Here is a 1,623-nt window from a genome sequence, read left to right as displayed (position 1 = left end):
AACCGGCCGCTGCGCTTCGATGAGTTCAAGCAGCGTGTCGGCCAGACCGTCTACCTCTCGGCGACGCCCGGGCGGTACGAGATGGGCATCGCCGACGGTGTGGTCGAGCAGATCATCCGTCCGACCGGGCTCGTCGACCCGCAGATCGTCGTCAAGCCGTCGAAGGGGCAGATCGACGATCTCCTCGAGCAGATCCGGGTGCGGGTGGGCCGCGACGAGCGCGTGCTGGTGACGACCCTGACGAAGAAGATGTCCGAGGAGCTCACCGACTTCCTCGGCGAGCACGGCGTGCGCGTGCGCTACCTCCACTCCGACGTCGACACCCTCCGGCGCGTCGAGCTGCTCAGCGAGCTGCGCGCGGGCGTCTACGACGTGCTCGTCGGCATCAACCTGCTGCGCGAGGGCCTCGACCTCCCCGAGGTGTCGCTGGTGGCGATCCTGGATGCCGACAAGGAGGGCTTCCTGCGCTCGGGCACCTCTCTCATCCAGACGATCGGCCGCGCCGCCCGCAACGTTTCGGGCGAGGTGCACATGTACGCAGACAACATGACCGACTCGATGCGCAAGGCCATCGACGAAACCGAGCGCCGCCGCGAGAAGCAGATCGCGTACAACGTCGCCCACGGCGTCGACCCGCAGCCGCTGCGCAAGCGCATCGCCGACATCACCGATGCGCTCAACCGCGAGGCTTCGGACACGCAGGAGCTGCTGTCGAAGAAGCGCTCCGGCCCGCTCAAGAGTGGCAAGGGCAAGAGCCCCACGCCGCAGCTGCGTCGTGTGGGCATCGCGGCCGAGGGCGCCACCCAGCTGGAGTCGACGATCGAGGACCTGTCGAACCAGATGCTCGCCGCCGCCGGCGAGCTGAAGTTCGAGCTCGCCGCGCGGCTGCGCGACGAGGTGCAGGACCTCAAGAAGGAACTGCGCGCCATGGAGCGCGCCGGCCACGCCTGATCGGAGCGACCATGCAGCAGCGGCTCTCCCTCGTCACCCTGGGAGTGGCGGACCTGGAGCGGTCGATCGCGTTCTACCGCGCGCTCGGCTGGGAACCGCACCCCCGCTCGGTTCCCGGCGACATCGCCTTCTTCCAGGCCGGGGGCATGGTCGTGGCACTGTGGTCACGGGCCGCCCTGGCGGCGGATTCCGGCATGGCGGACCACGGCGGCTGGGGTGGAGTGACCTTCGCCCACAATGTGGAGTCGCGTGCCGACGTCGACGCTGTCCTGAGCGCAGCCCAGCAGGCCGGCGCCCGCGTTGCGCGCCCGGCGGCTGAGACCGAGTGGGGCGGCTATTCCGGAGTGTTCGTGGATCCCGACGGGCATCCGTGGGAGGTGGCAGTCAATCCGGGCTGGCCACTCGAAGCCGACGGGTCCGTGCGCCTGCGCTGAGTCAGGGGCAGGTCATGAGGGGTTTCGGCCCCGAGCGGTCGAACGTGTGCTGCGACATCGGCTTGCCGCACAGCGGGCACGCCCGTTCGGTGCGCGTGGGCTCGGGCTCGGCGTCGTACGGCCCCACCGACGCGGGGCCGGCGACCTTGATCAGCCGCGAATTGAGGTAGGCGTACCAGCCGCCGGCTTCGCGGACGCGTTCGCGAAGGGGAGGGCGGTCCGGGTCGCTGCGCGTCAT

Annotated in this window: 3 protein-coding genes; 2 read left to right on the top strand and 1 reads right to left on the bottom strand. The window is 69.9% G+C overall.

Translation table 11 applies throughout. From position 1 onward, the window contains the following. The coding region (locus NQ160_RS23505) for a helicase-related protein (RefSeq protein WP_257517415.1) at positions 1–951 on the top strand (951 nt) is incomplete at its 5' end. Between the two features lie 11 nt (positions 952–962). Then, positions 963–1,385 (top strand): VOC family protein, encoded by a 423-nt coding sequence (locus tag NQ160_RS23500; RefSeq protein ID WP_257517414.1) that lies wholly within the window; start codon positions 963–965, stop codon positions 1,383–1,385. Position 1,386: 1 nt separating this feature from the next. Here NQ160_RS23500 and NQ160_RS23495 read toward each other — a convergent pair whose 3' ends face one another. After that, positions 1,387–1,623, bottom strand: a complete 237-nt coding sequence (locus tag NQ160_RS23495) for a hypothetical protein (RefSeq protein ID WP_257517413.1) — start codon at positions 1,621–1,623, stop codon at positions 1,387–1,389.

It is taken from the genome of Microbacterium sp. zg.Y909 (assembly GCF_024626565.1).
The sequence above is the reverse complement of the archived record's forward strand: the minus strand, read 5'-3'. Positions and strand labels throughout refer to the sequence as shown.